The sequence below is a fragment of the Actinosynnema sp. NPDC059797 genome, assembly GCF_042732085.1.
In the GTDB taxonomy this organism is placed as follows: domain Bacteria; phylum Actinomycetota; class Actinomycetes; order Mycobacteriales; family Pseudonocardiaceae; genus Actinosynnema.
This window is the reverse complement of sequence record NZ_JBHWIE010000016.1, coordinates 16,983-33,709: the sequence shown is the minus strand read 5'-3', so window position 1 is coordinate 33,709 and position 16,727 is coordinate 16,983. Positions and strand designations below refer to the sequence as shown.

Below are 16,727 nucleotides of genomic sequence, written 5' to 3'. Positions count from 1 at the left end.
GGGCGATGTGCCCGATATTAGCCGCGCCGCATCGGTCCATGCGTGGACACGATGCGAGCGCAAGCCTCCAACAGGGCATCTTGAGCACCGTTCAACTCCGTGCCGTCACGCTCCGCCGCGCACAGGGCCCGCGCCGCCATCTGCACCACCAGGGCGCGGGCCGGCACCTCCAGCGCCGACCACGGGTCGTCAACCGGCACGCCCGTGCCGCCCGCCCGGTGGTAGGCCCCGAGCAGCCGGCCCCACGCCACGTCGTCGAGCACGCCCGCCAGGTGCAGCGCGGCGGGCCGGGCCAGGTCCCACGCCGGGTCGCCGACCCCCAGGTCGTCCACGTCGATCAGCCGGTACCCGCCGTCGCGCCGGACGAGCTGGCCCAGGTGCCAGTCGCCGTGGATGAGCGCCGAACCGGCCGCGGGGGCGTCGGGCAGCGTCGCGGCGGCCCGCCGCACCAGGTCGGCGGCCGGCGTGTCGAGCGACAGGTCCAGCACCGCGCGCCGCATCCGCGGCCACGCGCCCGCCGCCGGCACGGGCGGCGCGAAGTCGGCGACCGTGAACCGGTGCAGCTCGGCCAGCATCCGCCCGGCCGCCTCCATCGGCAGCTCCTCCGGCTCGGCCTGCGGCACCGGGGTCCCCAGCGGCCACGCCGTCACCACGCGCCCCGCCACCACCTCCGGTCCCAGCAGCGGCGGCAGCAGGAGCCCGCCCAGGCGCGGGTCGGCGGCCAGGCGCAGCCGAGCGGCCAGCCCGGCGGGGTCCGTGCCGCCCTCGTGGGCCTTGAGCACCACGTCCCCGACCCGGACCACCACCACGTCGCCGCGCACCGCGAGCACCTCGGGCGCGGGGCCGGGCCCCACGAGCGCTGCCATGCCCGCGACGAGAACGGAATTCACCCGTTCAGTGTGCCCTGTTCACCGGGGTGGGGCCGATGATCACCCCACCCGTGCTGACCTGCGGGGAGTGCGGCCTGCCACCACCCGAACGGGAATGAGCGGGACGGGTGCGGCGTTGGACGGGGCACGGGTGTCAAGGGCGAGTGGCATCCGTTTTGACCCTTGGGAACCAGGCGGGGTATCTTTGGTACTCGTGCCCGACCCATGTCGGGCCGCTCCGCGTGCCTACGCGCCAGTGGTGCTGGAAAGCCGGCCGCGGTGACCTCCACGCGTAGGGGCATCCTGGGATGTCGCCTGCGGACCTGAGGTGTGGTGCTTGATCCGCCCGGCTCCACCGGCAGGGGCGCGACACGCCCGACCTCGGGTGCAGAGAGGGACCAAGTAAACAGAGCTCGCCGCCCACGCGACGAGCACGCGAACGGAAGAAGCAGCCGGCGTATGCCAACGATCCAGCAGCTGGTCCGCAAGGGCCGGCAGGACAAGGTCGCCAAGCAGAAGACCGCGGCGCTCAAGGGCAGCCCGCAGCGGCGCGGTGTGTGCACCCGCGTCTACACCACCACGCCCAAGAAGCCGAACTCGGCGCTGCGCAAGGTCGCCCGCGTGAAGCTGACGAGCGGCATCGAGGTCACGGCCTACATCCCGGGTGAGGGTCACAACCTCCAGGAGCACTCGATGGTGCTCGTCCGCGGCGGTCGTGTGAAGGACCTCCCGGGCGTCCGTTACAAGATCATCCGTGGTTCCCTCGACACGCAGGGCGTGAAGAACCGCAAGCAGGCTCGCAGCCGGTACGGCGCGAAGAAGGAGAAGAGCTGATGCCCCGCAAGGGACCGGCCCCGAAGCGGCCGCTGATCTCCGACCCGGTCTACAGCTCTCCGCTGGTGACCCAGCTCATCAACAAGGTGCTGGTCGACGGCAAGCGCTCCGTGGCCGAGCGGATCGTGTACGGCGCCCTCGAAGGCGCCCGCGAGAAGACCGGCACCGACCCGGTCGTCACGCTCAAGCGCGCCCTGGACAACGTCAAGCCGGCGCTCGAGGTGAAGTCCCGCCGCGTCGGTGGCGCCACCTACCAGGTGCCCGTCGAGGTGAAGCCGGGCCGCTCGACCACGCTCGCGCTGCGCTGGCTGATCACCTTCTCCCGGCAGCGCCGTGAGAAGACCATGATCGAGCGCCTGATGAACGAGCTGCTCGACGCGAGCAACGGCCTGGGCGCGAGCGTCAAGCGCCGCGAGGACACCCACAAGATGGCCGAGTCGAACAAGGCCTTCGCCCACTACCGCTGGTGACGTGCCGCCAGGCGGGGTAACCCCGAGTGCACCCCGCCTGGCGCCTCCCGGCCCTAGTGAGCCTGCTGACCAGCTAGCTCAAGACAGGGGAAACACCCGTGGCACAGGATGTGCTCACCGACCTGGCCAAGGTCCGCAACATCGGGATCATGGCCCACATCGACGCGGGCAAGACCACGACGACCGAGCGGATCCTCTTCTACACGGGGATCAGCTACAAGATCGGCGAGGTCCACGACGGCGCCGCGGTGATGGACTGGATGGAGCAGGAGCAGGAGCGCGGCATCACCATCACGTCCGCCGCGACGACCTGCTTCTGGAAGAACCACCAGATCAACCTCATCGACACGCCGGGCCACGTGGACTTCACCGTCGAGGTGGAGCGCAACCTCCGCGTCCTCGACGGCGCCGTTGCCGTGTTCGACGGCAAGGAGGGCGTCGAGCCCCAGTCCGAGCAGGTCTGGCGGCAGGCGACCAAGTACGACGTCCCGCGCATCTGCTTCGTCAACAAGATGGACAAGCTCGGCGCGGACTTCTACTTCACCATCCGCACCATCTCCGAGCGGCTCGGCGCCAAGCCGCTGCCGCTGCAGATCCCGATCGGCTCCGAGAGCGACTTCATCGGCGTCGTCGACCTGATCGAGATGCGCGCGCTGACCTGGCGCGGCGAGGTCCAGAAGGGCGAGGACTACGCGGTCGAGGAGATCCCGGCCGACCTCGTCGACCGGGCCAACGAGTACCGCGAGCAGCTCATCGAGGCCGTCGCCGAGACCGACGACGCCCTGATGGAGTCCTACCTCGGTGGCGAGGAGCTGACCGTCGAGCAGATCAAGGCGGGCATCCGCAAGATCGTGAACGACGGCTCCGCGTACCCGGTGCTGTGCGGCTCGGCGTTCAAGAACAAGGGCGTGCAGCCCATGCTCGACGCCGTGATCGACTTCCTGCCGTCGCCGCTGGACCTCCCGCCGGTCGAGGGCACGCTGCAGGACGGCGAGACGCCGGCGTTCCGCAAGCCCGAGAGCAGCGAGCCGTTCTCGGCGCTGGCGTTCAAGATCGCCGTGCACCCGTTCTTCGGCAAGCTGACCTACATCCGGGTCTACTCCGGCAAGGTCTCCTCCGGCACCCAGGTCATCAACTCGACCAAGGACCGCAAGGAGCGCATCGGGAAGATCTTCCAGATGCACGCCAACAAGGAGAACCCGGTCGACGAGGCCATCGCGGGCCACATCTACGCGGTGATCGGTCTCAAGGACACCACCACCGGTGAGACGCTGAGCGACCCGCAGGCGCCCATCGTGCTGGAGTCCATGACCTTCCCCGAGCCGGTCATCCAGGTGGCGATCGAGCCCAAGACGAAGGCCGACCAGGAGAAGCTGGGCACCGCGATCCAGAAGCTGGCCGAGGAGGACCCGACCTTCCGGGTCAACCTGGACCAGGAGACCGGCCAGACCATCATCGCCGGCATGGGCGAGCTCCACCTGGACATCCTGGTGGACCGCATGCGCCGCGAGTTCAAGGTCGAGGCCAACATCGGCAAGCCGCAGGTGGCGTACCGGGAGACCATCCGCCGCAAGGTGGAGAAGTACTCCTACACCCACAAGAAGCAGACCGGTGGCTCCGGCCAGTTCGCGAAGGTCCTCATCGACCTGGAGCCGCTGGAGAAGCAGGAGGACGGCGCGCTCTACGAGTTCGTCAACTCCGTCACCGGTGGTCGCATCCCCCGGGAGTACATCCCGTCGGTGGACGCGGGCGCCCAGGACGCGATGCAGTACGGCGTGCTCGCGGGCTACCCGCTGGTCGGCATCAAGGTGACGCTGCTCGACGGCGCCTACCACGAGGTCGACTCCTCGGAAATGGCCTTCAAGATCGCCGGCTCCATGGCGCTCAAGGAGGCCGCCCGCCAGGCGAGCCCGGTCCTGCTGGAGCCGTTGATGGCCGTCGAGGTCACCACGCCCGAGGACTACATGGGCGACGTGATCGGCGACTTGAACTCCCGCCGCGGCCAGATCCAGGCCATGGAGGAGCGCAGCGGCACCCGCGTCGTCAAGGCGCTGGTCCCGCTGTCGGAGATGTTCGGGTACGTCGGCGACCTGCGGTCCAAGACCCAGGGTCGTGCGAACTACTCGATGACGTTCGACTCCTACGCAGAGGTTCCCGCGAACGTCTCGAAGGAGATCATCGCGAAGGCGACGGGCGAGTAACCCCAACCGGAGCACCGCAGCACCACGCGGGCTCTCCGGGGTGAACAGTCCCTGGGGTCCGCACAACCCTTGACGTGAAGCCCGGCGGGTGGAGACCACACACCACCCGCCGGGCACAGCACCAGAAGTCCAGGAGGACAATCCAGTGGCGAAGGCGAAGTTCGAGCGGACGAAGCCGCACGTCAACATCGGCACCATCGGTCACATCGACCACGGCAAGACGACGCTGACCGCGGCGATCTCCAAGGTCCTGCACGACAAGTACCCGGACCTGAACCCCTTCACGCCGTTCGACCAGATCGACAAGGCGCCGGAGGAGAAGCAGCGCGGCATCACCATCTCGATCGCGCACATCGAGTACCAGACCGACAAGCGCCACTACGCGCACGTCGACTGCCCCGGTCACGCCGACTACATCAAGAACATGATCACCGGTGCGGCGCAGATGGACGGCGCCATCCTGGTGGTCGCGGCGACCGACGGCCCGATGCCGCAGACCAAGGAGCACGTGCTCCTGGCCCGCCAGGTCGGTGTGCCCTACATCGTGGTGGCCCTGAACAAGGCCGACATGGTGGACGACGAGGAGATCCTGGAGCTCGTCGAGCTCGAGGTCCGCGAGCTGCTCTCCGAGTACGAGTTCCCGGGTGACGACCTGCCGGTGGTCCGCGTCTCCGCGCTGAAGGCGCTGGAGGGCGACGCCGAGTGGGGCGAGAAGCTCATCGGCCTGATGGACGCCGTGGACGAGAACATCCCGGAGCCCGAGCGCGAGGTCGACCGGCCGTTCCTGATGCCGGTCGAGGACGTGTTCACCATCACCGGTCGTGGCACCGTGGTGACCGGCCGCATCGAGCGCGGCATCATCAAGGTCAACGAGGAAGTCGAGATCGTCGGCATCAAGGAGCAGTCGCGCAAGACGACTGTGACCTCGATCGAGATGTTCAAGAAGTTCCTCGACGAGGGCCAGGCCGGCGACAACGCCGCCCTGCTGCTCCGCGGCATCAAGCGCGAGGAGGTGGAGCGCGGCATGGTGATCGTGAAGCCGGGCACCACCACCCCGCACACCGAGTTCGAGGCGCAGGTCTACATCCTGTCCAAGGACGAGGGCGGCCGCCACACGCCGTTCTTCAACAACTACCGCCCGCAGTTCTACTTCCGCACCACCGACGTGACCGGCGTCGTGACCCTCCCCGAGGGCACCGAGATGGTCATGCCGGGCGACACCACCTCCATGTCCGTGAAGCTGATCCAGCCGATCGCCATGGACGAGGGTCTGCGGTTCGCCATCCGCGAGGGTGGCCGCACCGTCGGCGCGGGCTCGGTCACCAAGATCATCAAGTGATCTAGCTCCACATCTCACCCCCGGATTTGGTTCGCGCACGTCCGTGTGCAACTATTGACGGGTTGCTCGTCGGGGCGGCCGGTTCGAGTTCTGGACTCGGCCGCCCCGTCACGAGCGGGGTTTGATCGAGCAAGACAAAATCCCACGGGTTGCATCAGTGGGACCGGTCCATGGCCGGGCGGGCGACACGCCCGACCGCGTGGACCGGGCACCGTGACACCGCTCGGTGTCAGTCCTGAATAGGGGGCGGAGCGCGCCGGAGGTCCCGTGACCTCGCGAAAGGTGCCCGCACCGCGGCGGTACTAGAAGCAGAGGAACGGCAAGCCATCATGGCGGGACAGAAGATCCGCATCCGGCTCAAGGCCTACGACCACGAGGCGATCGACGCGTCCGCGCGCAAGATCGTCGAGACCGTGACGCGCACCGGCGCTCGGGTCGTCGGGCCTGTGCCGCTGCCCACTGAGAAGAACGTTTACTGCGTCATCCGCTCGCCGCACAAGTACAAGGACTCGCGCGAGCACTTCGAGATGCGCACGCACAAGCGTCTGATCGACATCCTCGACCCGACGCCGAAGACGGTGGACGCGCTCATGCGCATCGACCTGCCGGCGAGCGTCGACGTCAACATCCAGTAAGCGTTGGACGCGGCAGTGTTGATCCCTTTTGGGGCGGAGAGCAAAGAGACTCATGTCTGACAGGCAGGTTAAGGGCCTCCTGGGCACCAAGCTCGGCATGACTCAGGTCTTCGACGAGAACAACCGGGTCGTCCCGGTTACCGTCGTCAAGGCCGAGCCGAACGTGGTCACCCAGGTTCGGACCCAGGAGAACGACGGCTACTCGGCCGTGCAGCTGGCCTTCGGCGCCATCGACCCGCGCAAGGTGAACAAGCCCGTCGCGGGGCACTACGCCAAGGCCGGCGTGACGCCGCGCCGCCACCTGGCGGAGCTGCGCACCACGGACGCGTCCGAGTACACGGTCGGCCAGGAGATCACCGCAGAGGTGTTCGAGGCCGGCGCGGTGGTCGACGTGGTCGGCACCAGCAAGGGCAAGGGCACCGCGGGTGTCATGAAGCGCCACGGCTTCGGCGGCCTCGGGGCCAGCCACGGCACCCAGCGCAAGCACCGCTCCCCGGGCTCGATCGGCGGCTGCGCCACGCCCGGCCGCGTGTTCAAGGGCCTGCGCATGGCGGGCCGCATGGGCAACGTGCGCGTGACGACCCAGAACCTCAAGGTGCACAAGGTCGACGCCGAGTCCGGCCTGCTGCTCATCAAGGGCGCGGTTCCCGGTCCCAAGGGCGGCACCGTGTTCATCAAGACCGCTGCGAAGGGTGGTGCCTGATCATGACTTCCGTTGAGATCCGCACCCCGGACGGCAAGACCGACGGCTCCGTCGAGCTGCCCGCGGCCGTCTTCGACGCGCAGGCCAACGTGGCCCTGCTGCACCAGGTCGTCGTGGCCCAGCAGGCCGCGGCCCGCCAGGGCACGCACGCCACGAAGACCCGCGGCGAGGTGTCCGGTGGTGGCAAGAAGCCGTACCGGCAGAAGGGCACCGGCCGCGCCCGCCAGGGCTCGACCCGCGCGCCGCAGTTCGCCGGCGGTGGCACGGTCCACGGCCCGCAGCCGCGCGACTACAGCCAGCGCACCCCCAAGAAGATGAAGGCCGCCGCCCTGCGCGGTGCCCTCTCCGACCGGGCGCGTGCCGGCCAGGTCCACGTGGTGAGCGGTTTCGTCACCGGCGACACCCCCTCGACCAAGTCGGCCCGCAAGGTGCTGGAGACGGTCACCGAGGCCCGCCGGGTGCTGGCCGTGCTGCTGCGCACCGACGAGGTCTCGTGGGTGAGCCTGCGGAACCTGCCGCACGTGCACATCATCGCCCCCGACCAGCTGAACACCTACGACGTGCTGGTCAACGACGACGTGGTGTTCACCAAGGACGCGCTCGACGTCTTCCTGGCGAGCAAGGCCCAGCAGGGCAAGGGCTCCGCCGAGGCGACCGCCACCGCGTCCGACGTGGACGAGGAGGCCGCGAAGTGATCCCCGACCACAGGGACGTCCTGCTCGCGCCGGTCATCTCCGAGAAGTCCTACGGGCTCCTGGAGGAGAACAAGTACACCTTCGTGGTGGCTCCGGGCGCGAACAAGACCCAGATCAAGATCGCCGTGGAGAAGGTCTTCGGCGTCAAGGTCGTCAGCGTCAACACGATCAACCGCCAGGGCAAGCGCAAGCGCACCCGGACGGGCTACGGCAAGCGCAAGGACACCAAGCGCGCCATCGTGACGCTGTCCGCCGAGAGCAAGCCGATCGAGATCTTCGGCGGCCCGGCCGCCTGATGACGACGAGGACTGCGTAGAGATGGGCATTCGCAAGTACAAGCCGACGACTCCGGGTCGTCGCGGTGCGAGCGTCTCCGACTTCGCCGAGATCACTCGGTCGACGCCGGAGAAGTCGCTGATCCGCCCGCTGCACGGCCGAGGTGGCCGCAACGCGTCGGGCAAGATCACCACGCGCCACAAGGGCGGCGGCCACAAGCGGGCCTACCGCCTCATCGACTTCCGCCGCACCGACAAGGACGGCGTGCCGGCCAAGGTCGCGCACATCGAGTACGACCCCAACCGCACCGCGCGCATCGCGCTGCTGCACTACGCCGACGGCGAGAAGCGCTACATCATCGCGCCGTCCAAGCTGCAGCAGGGCGACCGGATCGAGAACGGCCCCAAGGCCGACATCAAGCCGGGCAACAACCTGCCGCTGCGCAACATCCCGGTCGGCACGGTCATCCACGCGATCGAGCTCCGCCCCGGCGGCGGCGCGAAGATCGCCCGCTCGGCGGGCGCCAGCGTGCAGCTCGTCGCCAAGGACGGCCCCTACGCCCAGCTGCGGATGCCCTCGGGCGAGATCCGCAACGTGGACGTCCGGTGCCGCGCCACGGTCGGCGAGGTCGGCAACGCCGAGCACCAGAACATCAACTGGGGCAAGGCCGGCCGCATGCGGTGGAAGGGCAAGAAGCCCACCGTCCGCGGTGTCGCCATGAACCCGGTCGACCACCCCCACGGTGGTGGTGAGGGCAAGACCTCCGGTGGTCGCCACCCGGTGAACCCGGCCGGCAAGCCCGAAGGCCGTACCCGCCGCCGCAAGGCAAGCGACAAGCTCATCGTCCGGCGTCGTCGCACCGGTAAGAAGCGCTGAGCAGGGAGGGAGTGAAGGATGCCTCGCAGCCTTAAGAAGGGCCCCTTCGTGGACGACCACCTGCTCAAGAAGGTGGACGTCCTCAACGAGTCGGGCAAGAAGACCGTCATCAAGACCTGGTCCCGCCGGTCGACGATCATCCCCGACATGCTGGGCCACACGATCGCGGTGCACGACGGCCGCAAGCACGTGCCGGTGTTCGTCACGGAGGCGATGGTCGGGCACAAGCTCGGCGAGTTCGCCCCGACCCGCACGTTCAAGGGTCACATCAAGGACGACCGGAAGTCGCGCCGCCGCTAAGGCGACGAACTAGAGGAAGAGCAAGGGGAAGCAGCGATGAACGCCCGCAACGAAGCCGAAGCGCCGGAGTACCCGCGCGCCGTGGCTCGGGCTCGCTACGTCCGCGACACGCCGATGAAGGTGCGTCGCGTCGTCGAGCTCATCAGGGGTCGTAGCGCCAGCGAGGCCCTGGCCGTGCTCCAGTTCGCGCCGCAGGCGGCATCTGAGCCGGTCCGCAAGGTGCTCGCGAGCGCCGTGGCCAACGCCGAGAACAACCTGTCCCTCGACCCCGACACCCTGTGGGTGTCGAAGGTCTACGTGGACGAGGGTCCGACCCTCAAGCGGTTCCGCCCGCGCGCCCAGGGCCGCGCCTACCGGATCCGCAAGCGGACGAGCCACATCACCGTCGAGGTGGAGAGCCGTCCCAAGAAGACCAGCGCGAAGGGGAACCGGTAGTGGGCCAGAAGATCAACCCGCACGGCTTCCGGCTGGGGATCACCACCGACTGGAAGTCCCGCTGGTACGCCGACAAGCAGTACGCCGAGTACGTGGCCGAGGATGTCAAGATCCGCAAGCTGCTCTCGCGCGGCATGGAGCGTGCCGGTATTTCCAAGGTGGAGATCGAGCGCACCCGCGACCGGGTCCGCGTCGACATCCACACCGCCCGGCCGGGCATCGTCATCGGCCGCCGCGGTGCCGAGGCCGACCGCATCCGCGGTGAGCTGGAGAAGCTCACCAAGAAGCAGGTGCAGCTCAACATCCTCGAGGTGAAGAGCCCGGAGTCGGACGCGCAGCTCGTCGCGCAGGGCGTGGCGGAGCAGCTGTCCAACCGCGTGGCCTTCCGCCGCGCGATGCGCAAGGCCATCCAGTCGGCCATGCGCTCGCCGCAGGTCAAGGGCATCCGCGTGCAGTGCGGTGGCCGCCTCGGCGGCGCCGAGATGTCCCGCTCGGAGCACTACCGCGACGGTCGCGTGCCGCTGCACACGCTGCGCGCCGACATCGACTACGGCTTCTTCGAGGCCCGCACCACGTTCGGCCGGATCGGCGTGAAGGTGTGGATCTACAAGGGCGACGTGGTCGGCGGGATCTCCGCCAAGCGCGAGCGCGACGCCGCCCCGTCGGCCGAGCGCGCGCCGCGGCGCGACCGCGGTGACCGCCCGAACCGGGCCCGTCGCTCCGGTGCCAGCGGCACCACCGCGACCAGCACCGAGGCGGGGCGCGCAGCGCAGGCCAGTGACCAGACGACCGGTGACGTTGCCACGAGCAACGCCCCCGACGTCGCGAAGACGGAGGGCTGAGTAGTGCTCATCCCGCGCAGGGTCAAGCACCGCAAGCAGCACCACCCCGGTCGGTCCGGTGCTGCGAAGGGCGGCACGAGGGTCACCTTCGGTGAGTTCGGCATCCAGGCACTGGAGCCGGCCTACGTGACCAACCGGCAGATCGAGTCGGCTCGTATCGCCATCACCCGGCACATCCGCCGTGGTGGCAAGGTCTGGATCAACATCTTCCCGGACCGCCCGCTGACCAAGAAGCCCGCCGAGACCCGCATGGGTTCCGGCAAGGGCTCCCCGGAGTGGTGGGTGGCCAACATCAAGCCGGGTCGGGTGCTCTTCGAGATGAGCTTCCCGAACGAGGCCGTGGCCCGCGAGGCGCTCCGCCGCGCGATCCACAAGCTCCCGATGAAGTGCCGCATCGTCACGCGTGAGGGTGGTGAGTTCTGATGGCAGCGGGTACCACCGCTTCCGAGCTGCGTGAGCTCACCGAGGAAGAGCTCGTGCTGCGCCTGAGGGAGGCGAAGGAGGAGCTGTTCAACCTCCGCTTCCAGATGGCCACCGGGCAGCTCGACAACAACCGCCGCCTGCGGACGGTCCGGCACGAGATCGCCCGGATCTACACCGTGATGCGGGAGCGGGAGCTGGGCCTGTCGTCCTCTCCCGACGCGGTTTCCACTGGTGAGGGTGCGGCATGAGCGAGAACAACGAAGTGACCGAGACCGAGACCGAGGCCCGCAACTACCGCAAGGTGCGCGAGGGCTACGTCGTGTCCGACAAGATGGACAAGACGGTCGTGGTGGCGCTGGAGGACCGCAAGAAGCACCGCCGCTACTCCAAGGTGCTGCGCTCCACCACCAAGGTGAAGGCGCACGACGAGCAGAACTCCGCCGGCGTCGGCGACCGGGTCCTGCTGATGGAGACCCGGCCGCTGTCGGCCACCAAGCGCTGGCGCCTCGTCGAGATCCTCGAGAAGGCCAAGTAAAGCTGTAAGACCGAGCCCGTCAGGTCGGAAATCTGGCGGGCCAGGAATGGTCAGGAGAAGTAAGTGATCCAGCAGGAGTCGCGGCTTCGCGTCGCCGACAACACCGGTGCGAAGGAGATCCTCTGCATCCGTGTTCTCGGTGGCTCCGGCCGCCGCTACGCGGGCATCGGGGACATCATCGTCGCGACGGTGAAGCAGGCCATCCCCGGCGCCGGCGTGAAGAAGGGTGACGTGGTGAAGGCCGTCGTCGTCCGCACCGTCAAGGAGAAGCGCCGTCCCGACGGCTCTTACATCCGGTTCGACGAGAACGCCGCGGTGCTGATCAAGAACGACAACGAGCCGCGCGGCACCCGCATCTTCGGCCCGGTCGGCCGCGAGCTGCGCGACAAGAAGTTCATGAAGATCATCTCGTTGGCGCCGGAGGTGCTCTGACCATGAAGGTCAAGAAGGGCGACACCGTCGTGGTCATCGCCGGCAAGGACAAGGGTGCGCGCGGCAAGGTCATCCAGGCCTACCCCGCCGACAACCGCGTCCTGGTCGAGGGCGTCAACCGCATCAAGAAGCACACCCGGATCACGCAGACCCAGCGCGGCGCGCAGTCGGGCGGCATCGTGACCCAGGAAGCCCCCATCCACGTGTCCAACGTGATGGTGGTGGACTCGGACGGCAAGCCGACCCGCGTTGGTTACCGGACGAACGACGAGGGCAAGCGGGTGCGCATTTCCCGTCGTAACGGGAAGGACATCTGATGACCACCGCAGAGAAGATCACGCCGCGGCTCAAGACCCGGTACCGCGAGGAGATCGTGGCGGAGCTGCGCAAGCAGTTCGAGTACGCCAACGTCATGCAGATCCCGGGCGTGGTGAAGGTCGTCGTCAACATGGGTGTCGGCGACGCCGCCCGCGACGGCAAGCTGATCGAGGGCGCCGTCAAGGACCTCTCGATCATCACCGGCCAGCGCCCCGAGGTCCGCCGGGCCCGCAAGTCGATCGCCCAGTTCAAGCTGCGCGAGGGCATGCCGATCGGCGCCCGCGTCACGCTGCGCGGCGACCGCATGTGGGAGTTCCTGGACCGCCTGCTGACGATCGCCCTCCCGCGCATCCGCGACTTCCGCGGCCTCTCGGGCAAGCAGTTCGACGGCAACGGCAACTACACGTTCGGTCTCAACGAGCAGTCGATGTTCCACGAGATCGACCCGGACGCCATCGACCGCCCCCGCGGCATGGACATCACGGTCGTCACCACCGCCACGAACGACGAGGAGGGCCGGGCGCTGCTGAAGCACCTGGGCTTCCCGTTCAGGGAGAACTGACATGGCCAAGAAGGCGCTGATCAACAAGGCCGCGGCCAAGCCGAAGTTCAAGGTGCGGGCCTACACCCGGTGCCAGCGCTGCGGGCGCCCGCACTCGGTGTTCCGCAAGTTCGGCCTGTGCCGGATCTGCCTCCGCGAGATGGCGCACCGCGGCGAGCTGCCCGGTGTGAGCAAGTCCAGCTGGTAGCACCAGCCGGCGGCAGGTTTTTCCACATCACTTCGCTGTAGGCCCGCTCACGACCGACACGGACCCTGACTGGGGAACCGCAGCGAGAAAGGTTGACCAGGTCACCATGACGATGACCGACCCGATCGCAGACATGCTGACGCGTCTGCGGAACGCGAACTCGGCTTACCACGACAAGGTCGTGATGCCGCACTCGAAGTTGAAGGCCAACATCGCCGAGATCCTCAAGCGCGAGGGCTACATCGCCAGCTACCGCGACGAGCAGGGCGACGTGGCCAAGAACCTGGTGATCGAGCTGAAGTACGGCCCGAACCGGGAGCGCAGCATCGCCGGCCTCCGCCGCGTGTCGAAGCCCGGTCTGCGTGTCTACGCGAAGTCGACCAACCTGCCGAAGGTGCTGGGCGGTCTCGGCGTCGCGATCATCTCGACCTCTGGCGGTCTTATGACCGACCGCCAGGCCAACAAGTCCGGCGTGGGCGGCGAAGTCCTCGCCTACGTCTGGTAGGAGAGGGGGACCAGGCATGTCGCGCATCGGAAAGCTGCCGATCACCGTCCCCTCCGGGGTCGACGTGAACATCGCGGGCCGGGAGGTCAGCGTGAAGGGGCCCAAGGGCACCCTGTCGCTGACCATCGCCGAGCCGATCATCATCGAGAAGGCCGAGGACGGCACCCTTGAGGTGAAGCGTCCGAACGACGAGCGGCGCAGCCGTTCGCTGCACGGCCTCTCCCGCACGCTGGTGCAGAACATGGTCATCGGCGTGACCCAGGGCTACGAGAAGAAGATGGAGATCCACGGCGTCGGCTACCGCGTGGCGCTGAAGGGCTCCGACCTGGAGTTCGCGCTGGGCTACAGCCACCCGGTGAAGGTGGAGGCCCCCGCGGGCATCACCTTCGCGGTGGAGACCCCGACCCGGTTCTCCGTCGCCGGCATCGACAAGCAGCTCGTGGGCGAAGTCGCCGCCAACATCCGCAAGCTGCGCAAGCCCGACCCGTACAAGGGCAAGGGCGTGCGCTACGCGGGCGAGAAGATCCGCCGCAAGGTCGGAAAGACGGGTAAGTGACATGAGCGAGACTGCAACGAAGCGCAAGCCGGTGGGCAAGGACATCTCGACCACTCGCCGCATCGCCAAGACCCGCCGTCACTTCCGCCTCCGCAAGAAGGTCAGCGGCACCGCGGAGCGCCCGCGCCTGGCGGTGCACCGGTCGTCGAAGCACATCTCCGTGCAGCTGATCGACGACCTGGCCGGCCACACCCTGGCCGCCGCCTCCTCGGTGGAGGCCGACGTCCGGGCGCTGGAGGGCGACAAGAAGGCCAAGGCCGCGAAGGTCGGCGAGCTGGTCGCCGCCCGCGCCAAGGAGGCCGGTGTCACCAAGGTCGTGTTCGACCGCGGCGGCAACGCCTACCACGGTCGGATCGCGGCCCTGGCCGACGCCGCCCGCGAGGCGGGGCTGGAGTTCTGACAATGAGCCTTGTTTTTGGGCAAATCACTGGAATTGAGAGGGACGCCTGATGCCAGGACGCACGCGTCGCGAAGGCGGCGGGGGCGAGCGCGGAGAGCGTCGCGACCGTCGTGACGGCGGCCGCGGCGGCGCGGCCCAGGAGAAGACCCCGCACCTGGAGCGCGTGGTTGCGATCAACCGCGTCTCCAAGGTCGTCAAGGGTGGTCGTCGGTTCAGCTTCACCGCCCTGGTCGTCGTCGGCGACGGCGACGGCATGGTCGGTGTCGGCTACGGCAAGGCCAAGGAAGTGCCGGCGGCGATCGCCAAGGGTGTGGAGGAGGCGAAGAAGAACTTCTTCCGCGTCCCCCGCATCGCGGGCACGATCCCTCACCCGGTCCAGGGCGAGAAGGCGGCCGGTGTCGTCCTGCTCCGCCCGGCCTCGGCCGGTACCGGCGTCATCGCCGGTGGTGCGGTCCGCGCGGTGCTGGAGTGCGCCGGCGTCCACGACGTGCTGAGCAAGTCGCTGGGCTCCGACAACGCCATCAACATCGTGCACGCCACCGTGGCGGCCCTGAAGGGCCTCCAGCGTCCGGAGGAGGTGGCCGCCCGTCGCGGTCTGCCCCTGGAGGACGTGGCGCCCGCCGGCATGCTGCGCGCTCGCGCAGGGGCGGGGGTCTGACGTGGCTCAGCTCAAGGTGACCCAGGTCAAGAGCAGCATCGGTACCAAGCACAACCACCGTGAGTCCCTCCGGACCCTGGGGTTGCGCAAGATCCGCCAGTCGGTGGTCCGCGAGGACACGCCGCAGGTGCGCGGCCTCATCCACGCCGTGCGCCACCTGGTGGTCGTCGAGGAGGTCCAGTCGTGACCATCAAGATCCACGACCTGCGTCCGGCCCCCGGCGCCAAGACCGCGAAGACCCGCGTGGGTCGCGGTGAGGGCTCCAAGGGCAAGACCGCCGGTCGAGGCACCAAGGGCACCGGCGCGCGGAAGAACGTCTCGCCGCGCTTCGAGGGTGGCCAGATGCCGCTGCACATGCGGCTGCCGAAGCTCAAGGGCTTCCGCAACCCGTTCCGCACCGAGTACCAGGTGGTGAACGTGGGCGACATCGCGCGCCTGTTCCCCGACGGTGGCCGGGTGGACGTGGACGCCCTGATCAACGCCGGCCTGGTCCGCAAGAACCAGCTGGTGAAGGTCCTCGGCAACGGCGACCTCAACGGCGTCAAGGTCGATGTCGTCGCCAACAAGTTCTCCGGCAGCGCGGTCGAGAAGATCGCCGCGGCCGGCGGCACGACCACCGTTCTCTGACCAGAGAACACCGAAACGGCCCCCGGAGCACAAGCTCCGGGGGCCGTTCCGCATGTGCAACACACACACCCCGCCCAGCTCGTGGTCTCCCCGTATGGCCTGGGCGCAGCCCAACCGCGCTTGTCAAGGGTTCCGCACGCCCTTCGCGGGGCCCTTGACGAGTGTGGTTGCCTCAGGCAGGCCATACGGGGAGACCACGAGCAAACGCCCTTCCCCCGGAGGCCTGCCCAGCGGCGAGCGCCGCTTTTGTCTTTTCCGCCCGTGAACCCCTCTCCACCCCTCCCCACCCCCCACCAACCGAGACGTTCGCGCACAGCAGAAAACCCCTTGCCACCCCGGGTTAGCGTGCGACACATGTGGCTAGCCGTCTTCTTCGGAGCCTCGGTGTTGGTGGCCCTGACACCGGGTGCGAATAACCTCCTGGGCATGCAGCACGGGGTCCACCACGGCGTCGGGAAGGCCGTCACCGCCCTGACGGGCAGGCTGGCCGCCTTCGCCGTCATGATCACCGCGGTGGTGGCCGGCCTGGGCCCGGTGCTGTCCGCGAGCCACCTGGCGCTGACGATCATCAAGTGGGCCGGCGTCGCCTACCTGGTGTACCTCGCGATCAGGGCCCTCACCGCCACCCCGACCGCCGAAAGCCCTGCGGTCAGGACGGATCCGCTCCGCAAGGAGTTCCTGGTGGCGATCTCCAACCCGAAGGCCATCCTGATCTTCACCGCCTTCCTCCCGCAGTTCGTGGACCCCTCCCGGGGCCCGATCCCCCTCCAACTGGCGGTCCTCGGCGTGGTCTACCTGGCCGCCGAGCTGCTGGCCGGAACGGCCTACGTGACCATCGGCGCGGTGATCCGCAAGGCGGGCCTGACCAAGCGGACGAAGGCATACCTGGACCGGGCCACGGGGGCGGTGCTCCTGGGGATGGCGGGGGCCTTGGCCACGTCGAAAATCTGATCGGAACCTGCTCGAACCTCGACCAAACCCCGACCAAGCCCCCACCGGCCGCCAACCGGACAACATGCATCGACAACCGAACTTGATCCATTCGGGGG

Annotated in this window: 27 protein-coding genes; 26 read left to right on the top strand and 1 reads right to left on the bottom strand. The window is 68.4% G+C overall.

Annotated elements, in window-relative coordinates; genetic code table 11:
- Positions 1–17: 17 nt before the first annotated feature.
- Positions 18–866 carry a phosphotransferase gene (locus ACFV4N_RS07690; RefSeq protein WP_499671684.1) on the bottom strand — a complete coding sequence of 283 codons (849 nt, stop codon included), beginning with the start codon at positions 864–866 and terminating at the stop codon, positions 18–20.
- A gap of 462 nt (positions 867–1,328) precedes the next feature.
- Here ACFV4N_RS07690 and rpsL point away from each other — a divergent pair, with 462 nt between their 5' ends.
- The 26 genes from rpsL (at position 1,329) to ACFV4N_RS07560 (ending at position 16,629) form a co-directional block, all read left to right on the top strand.
- Positions 1,329–1,703: a 30S ribosomal protein S12 gene (gene rpsL, locus ACFV4N_RS07685; RefSeq protein ID WP_030473471.1), complete on the top strand. Its 375-nt coding sequence runs from the start codon at positions 1,329–1,331 to the stop codon at positions 1,701–1,703.
- Positions 1,703–2,173 carry a 30S ribosomal protein S7 gene (gene rpsG / locus ACFV4N_RS07680; RefSeq protein WP_073885923.1) on the top strand — a complete coding sequence of 157 codons (471 nt, stop codon included), beginning with the start codon at positions 1,703–1,705 and terminating at the stop codon, positions 2,171–2,173. Before rpsL ends, rpsG begins: the two co-directional genes overlap by 1 nt.
- A 98-nt stretch (positions 2,174–2,271) precedes the next feature.
- Complete coding sequence (gene fusA, locus ACFV4N_RS07675) at positions 2,272–4,374, top strand: elongation factor G (RefSeq protein WP_499671683.1); 2,103 nt, start codon at positions 2,272–2,274, stop codon at positions 4,372–4,374.
- Positions 4,375–4,519: 145 nt separating this feature from the next.
- Positions 4,520–5,713 carry an elongation factor Tu gene (tuf, locus tag ACFV4N_RS07670; RefSeq protein WP_499671682.1) on the top strand — a complete coding sequence of 398 codons (1,194 nt, stop codon included), beginning with the start codon at positions 4,520–4,522 and terminating at the stop codon, positions 5,711–5,713.
- 329 nt (positions 5,714–6,042) lie between these two features.
- Positions 6,043–6,348, top strand: a complete 306-nt coding sequence (gene rpsJ, locus ACFV4N_RS07665; RefSeq protein ID WP_003938093.1) for a 30S ribosomal protein S10 — start codon at positions 6,043–6,045, stop codon at positions 6,346–6,348.
- Between the two features lie 52 nt (positions 6,349–6,400).
- Positions 6,401–7,051 (top strand): 50S ribosomal protein L3, encoded by a 651-nt coding sequence (gene rplC / locus ACFV4N_RS07660; protein ID WP_499671681.1) that lies wholly within the window; start codon positions 6,401–6,403, stop codon positions 7,049–7,051.
- Positions 7,052–7,053: 2 nt separating this feature from the next.
- Complete coding sequence (gene rplD, locus ACFV4N_RS07655) at positions 7,054–7,746, top strand: 50S ribosomal protein L4 (RefSeq protein WP_499671680.1); 693 nt, start codon at positions 7,054–7,056, stop codon at positions 7,744–7,746.
- Entirely contained in the window at positions 7,743–8,042 is a 300-nt protein-coding gene (gene rplW, locus ACFV4N_RS07650) for a 50S ribosomal protein L23 (protein ID WP_499671679.1), read from the top strand. The genes rplD and rplW overlap by 4 nt, the downstream gene beginning before the upstream one ends.
- A gap of 22 nt (positions 8,043–8,064) precedes the next feature.
- Entirely contained in the window at positions 8,065–8,898 is an 834-nt protein-coding gene (rplB, locus tag ACFV4N_RS07645) for a 50S ribosomal protein L2 (protein ID WP_189224143.1), read from the top strand.
- Between the two features lie 18 nt (positions 8,899–8,916).
- Positions 8,917–9,198 (top strand): 30S ribosomal protein S19, encoded by a 282-nt coding sequence (gene rpsS, locus ACFV4N_RS07640; protein WP_015105260.1) that lies wholly within the window; start codon positions 8,917–8,919, stop codon positions 9,196–9,198.
- Between the two features lie 36 nt (positions 9,199–9,234).
- Entirely contained in the window at positions 9,235–9,633 is a 399-nt protein-coding gene (gene rplV / locus ACFV4N_RS07635; RefSeq protein WP_037330377.1) for a 50S ribosomal protein L22, read from the top strand.
- The gene (gene rpsC / locus ACFV4N_RS07630; RefSeq protein WP_499671678.1) at positions 9,633–10,475 is read left to right on the top strand and encodes a 30S ribosomal protein S3; all 843 of its coding nucleotides are present in this window, start codon (positions 9,633–9,635) and stop codon (positions 10,473–10,475) included. The genes rplV and rpsC overlap by 1 nt, the downstream gene beginning before the upstream one ends.
- Before the next feature lie 3 nt (positions 10,476–10,478).
- Positions 10,479–10,898 (top strand): 50S ribosomal protein L16, encoded by a 420-nt coding sequence (rplP, locus tag ACFV4N_RS07625; protein ID WP_123745275.1) that lies wholly within the window; start codon positions 10,479–10,481, stop codon positions 10,896–10,898.
- The gene (gene rpmC / locus ACFV4N_RS07620; protein ID WP_344036138.1) at positions 10,898–11,146 is read left to right on the top strand and encodes a 50S ribosomal protein L29; all 249 of its coding nucleotides are present in this window, start codon (positions 10,898–10,900) and stop codon (positions 11,144–11,146) included. The genes rplP and rpmC overlap by 1 nt, the downstream gene beginning before the upstream one ends.
- Positions 11,143–11,433 carry a 30S ribosomal protein S17 gene (gene rpsQ, locus ACFV4N_RS07615; RefSeq protein ID WP_344036137.1) on the top strand — a complete coding sequence of 97 codons (291 nt, stop codon included), beginning with the start codon at positions 11,143–11,145 and terminating at the stop codon, positions 11,431–11,433. The genes rpmC and rpsQ overlap by 4 nt, the downstream gene beginning before the upstream one ends.
- Positions 11,434–11,496: 63 nt before the next feature.
- On the top strand, positions 11,497–11,865 hold the full coding sequence (gene rplN / locus ACFV4N_RS07610; protein WP_015805282.1) for a 50S ribosomal protein L14: 369 nt from the start codon (positions 11,497–11,499) through the stop codon (positions 11,863–11,865).
- A 2-nt stretch (positions 11,866–11,867) separates the two neighbouring features.
- Positions 11,868–12,182 (top strand): 50S ribosomal protein L24, encoded by a 315-nt coding sequence (rplX, locus tag ACFV4N_RS07605; RefSeq protein WP_344036135.1) that lies wholly within the window; start codon positions 11,868–11,870, stop codon positions 12,180–12,182.
- The gene (rplE, locus tag ACFV4N_RS07600) at positions 12,182–12,745 is read left to right on the top strand and encodes a 50S ribosomal protein L5 (RefSeq protein WP_499671677.1); all 564 of its coding nucleotides are present in this window, start codon (positions 12,182–12,184) and stop codon (positions 12,743–12,745) included. Before rplX ends, rplE begins: the two co-directional genes overlap by 1 nt.
- Before the next feature lies 1 nt (position 12,746).
- On the top strand, positions 12,747–12,932 hold the full coding sequence (locus ACFV4N_RS07595) for a type Z 30S ribosomal protein S14 (RefSeq protein WP_499671676.1): 186 nt from the start codon (positions 12,747–12,749) through the stop codon (positions 12,930–12,932).
- A 106-nt stretch (positions 12,933–13,038) separates the two neighbouring features.
- Positions 13,039–13,437, top strand: a complete 399-nt coding sequence (rpsH, locus tag ACFV4N_RS07590) for a 30S ribosomal protein S8 (protein ID WP_033428586.1) — start codon at positions 13,039–13,041, stop codon at positions 13,435–13,437.
- Positions 13,438–13,453: 16 nt separating this feature from the next.
- Positions 13,454–13,993 carry a 50S ribosomal protein L6 gene (gene rplF / locus ACFV4N_RS07585; RefSeq protein ID WP_033428587.1) on the top strand — a complete coding sequence of 180 codons (540 nt, stop codon included), beginning with the start codon at positions 13,454–13,456 and terminating at the stop codon, positions 13,991–13,993.
- A 1-nt stretch (position 13,994) separates the two neighbouring features.
- Positions 13,995–14,393 (top strand): 50S ribosomal protein L18, encoded by a 399-nt coding sequence (gene rplR / locus ACFV4N_RS07580; RefSeq protein ID WP_499671675.1) that lies wholly within the window; start codon positions 13,995–13,997, stop codon positions 14,391–14,393.
- 49 nt (positions 14,394–14,442) lie between these two features.
- Positions 14,443–15,051 carry a 30S ribosomal protein S5 gene (gene rpsE, locus ACFV4N_RS07575; RefSeq protein ID WP_037330379.1) on the top strand — a complete coding sequence of 203 codons (609 nt, stop codon included), beginning with the start codon at positions 14,443–14,445 and terminating at the stop codon, positions 15,049–15,051.
- A gap of 1 nt (position 15,052) precedes the next feature.
- Complete coding sequence (gene rpmD, locus ACFV4N_RS07570) at positions 15,053–15,238, top strand: 50S ribosomal protein L30 (protein ID WP_033428588.1); 186 nt, start codon at positions 15,053–15,055, stop codon at positions 15,236–15,238.
- The gene (gene rplO, locus ACFV4N_RS07565; RefSeq protein WP_499671674.1) at positions 15,235–15,678 is read left to right on the top strand and encodes a 50S ribosomal protein L15; all 444 of its coding nucleotides are present in this window, start codon (positions 15,235–15,237) and stop codon (positions 15,676–15,678) included. The genes rpmD and rplO overlap by 4 nt, the downstream gene beginning before the upstream one ends.
- A gap of 354 nt (positions 15,679–16,032) precedes the next feature.
- Entirely contained in the window at positions 16,033–16,629 is a 597-nt protein-coding gene (locus ACFV4N_RS07560; RefSeq protein WP_499671673.1) for a LysE family translocator, read from the top strand.
- Positions 16,630–16,727 lie beyond the last annotated feature (98 nt).

Bases quoted from the DNA above. Each gene is read 5' to 3' on its own strand.
- ACFV4N_RS07560 (WP_499671673.1), top strand. From the start codon at position 16,033: ATGTGGCTAGCCGTCTTCTTCGGAGCCTCGGTGTTGGTGGCCCTGACA.
- rpmC (WP_344036138.1), top strand. From the start codon at position 10,898: ATGGCAGCGGGTACCACCGCTTCCGAGCTGCGTGAGCTCACCGAGGAA.
- rpsE (WP_037330379.1), top strand. From the start codon at position 14,443: ATGCCAGGACGCACGCGTCGCGAAGGCGGCGGGGGCGAGCGCGGAGAG.
- rpsJ (WP_003938093.1), top strand. From the start codon at position 6,043: ATGGCGGGACAGAAGATCCGCATCCGGCTCAAGGCCTACGACCACGAG.
- rpsQ (WP_344036137.1), top strand. From the start codon at position 11,143: ATGAGCGAGAACAACGAAGTGACCGAGACCGAGACCGAGGCCCGCAAC.
- rplR (WP_499671675.1), top strand. From the start codon at position 13,995: ATGAGCGAGACTGCAACGAAGCGCAAGCCGGTGGGCAAGGACATCTCG.
- rplE (WP_499671677.1), top strand. From the start codon at position 12,182: ATGACCACCGCAGAGAAGATCACGCCGCGGCTCAAGACCCGGTACCGC.
- rplB (WP_189224143.1), top strand. From the start codon at position 8,065: ATGGGCATTCGCAAGTACAAGCCGACGACTCCGGGTCGTCGCGGTGCG.
- rpsL (WP_030473471.1), top strand. From the start codon at position 1,329: ATGCCAACGATCCAGCAGCTGGTCCGCAAGGGCCGGCAGGACAAGGTC.
- rplD (WP_499671680.1), top strand. From the start codon at position 7,054: ATGACTTCCGTTGAGATCCGCACCCCGGACGGCAAGACCGACGGCTCC.
- ACFV4N_RS07690 (WP_499671684.1), bottom strand. From the start codon at position 866: ATGGCAGCGCTCGTGGGGCCCGGCCCCGCGCCCGAGGTGCTCGCGGTG.
- rplC (WP_499671681.1), top strand. From the start codon at position 6,401: ATGTCTGACAGGCAGGTTAAGGGCCTCCTGGGCACCAAGCTCGGCATG.
- rplX (WP_344036135.1), top strand. From the start codon at position 11,868: ATGAAGGTCAAGAAGGGCGACACCGTCGTGGTCATCGCCGGCAAGGAC.
- ACFV4N_RS07595 (WP_499671676.1), top strand. From the start codon at position 12,747: ATGGCCAAGAAGGCGCTGATCAACAAGGCCGCGGCCAAGCCGAAGTTC.
- rpsG (WP_073885923.1), top strand. From the start codon at position 1,703: ATGCCCCGCAAGGGACCGGCCCCGAAGCGGCCGCTGATCTCCGACCCG.
- rpsS (WP_015105260.1), top strand. From the start codon at position 8,917: ATGCCTCGCAGCCTTAAGAAGGGCCCCTTCGTGGACGACCACCTGCTC.
- rplV (WP_037330377.1), top strand. From the start codon at position 9,235: ATGAACGCCCGCAACGAAGCCGAAGCGCCGGAGTACCCGCGCGCCGTG.
- rplF (WP_033428587.1), top strand. From the start codon at position 13,454: ATGTCGCGCATCGGAAAGCTGCCGATCACCGTCCCCTCCGGGGTCGAC.
- rpsH (WP_033428586.1), top strand. From the start codon at position 13,039: ATGACGATGACCGACCCGATCGCAGACATGCTGACGCGTCTGCGGAAC.